Source organism: Tolypothrix sp. VBCCA 56010 (assembly GCF_050875635.1).
Classification (GTDB): Bacteria; Cyanobacteriota; Cyanobacteriia; order Cyanobacteriales; family Nostocaceae; genus Hassallia.
In genome coordinates this window covers 1-987 of the sequence record NZ_JBPAOH010000370.1, presented here as the reverse complement: position 1 = coordinate 987, position 987 = coordinate 1, and the positions used below count along the sequence as shown (strand labels likewise).

Below are 987 nucleotides of genomic sequence, written 5' to 3'. Positions count from 1 at the left end.
ATGACAGCAACGGGAGCGTATTGGTCAAGTCGGGTAAATCTATTAAAATTCCTACTCTCGGCACATTTCGACTTCAGGAACCGCTAAAAGAAAATTATATCAGTCAGACATTTACGATATCTCGTGAAGAGTCAAGCGCATGGTATGTTTCTTTTGCCGTGGATGCTGAACGAATACCACCGATCATGCATGAAGTTGTGCAACCCGTAGGCATTGATTTGGGCGTGAAAACGTTTGCTACAGTCAGCGATGGAACTGAGATTGAAGCTCCGAAGCCCTATAAGATAGCGAAAACCAAGCTAGGGGATCTCCAATATCGAAACCGTAATAAAAAGCGCGGGAATAGAAAGACTGGAGAGAAAGCTTCAAATAATGCCAAAAAGTATTACAAAAAATTGGCAAGTTTCCACAAACAGATTGCGGACAAGCGGCAAGATTTTTTGAACAAGACAACGACGAGTATTTGCAAGAAATATGCCCACATTAAGATCGAAAATCTTAATGTCTCCGGCATGATTGCCAACCGCAAGCTATCATCGGCTATCAGTGATTTAGGGTTTTACGAGTTCCGCAGACAACTCGAATATAAAACGCCAATCTTCGGCTCTAAATTAGATATTGTTGACCAATGGTATCCGTCTTCAAAACAGTGCCGAAAATGTGGGCATAAACACAGCGAACTGAAACTAAAAGACCGCGTGTTTAATTGTCAAGGCGGTTCGCCGGACAGAAGCTTCTGTCCGGCGACACGCCGCCAGAATGCAACCATAGCGAAGATAGAGATTTGCACGCGGCGATCAATCTTGCAAACGCACCGGATGGAAAATGCAGTAGGGTCGGTTCGCCAAGGCGGTTCGCCGGACAGAAGCTTCTGTCCGGCGACACGCCGCCCGAACTTAACGCTTGTGGACTGCAAGGAGCCGACTCCCCAGGTTGAAGCAAGAAATGTTGAGCGATGTCCAAGGATGTCCAGTAAATATAGAACAG

Annotated in this window: 1 protein-coding gene; it reads left to right on the top strand. The window is 45.8% G+C overall.

Annotation, left to right across the window (positions count from 1 at the left end; translation table 11 throughout):
- Positions 1-20: 20 nt before the first annotated feature.
- Positions 21-987 (top strand): RNA-guided endonuclease InsQ/TnpB family protein (locus AABK37_RS41525; RefSeq protein WP_432557203.1); only part of this gene is annotated, 967 nt, incomplete at its 3' end.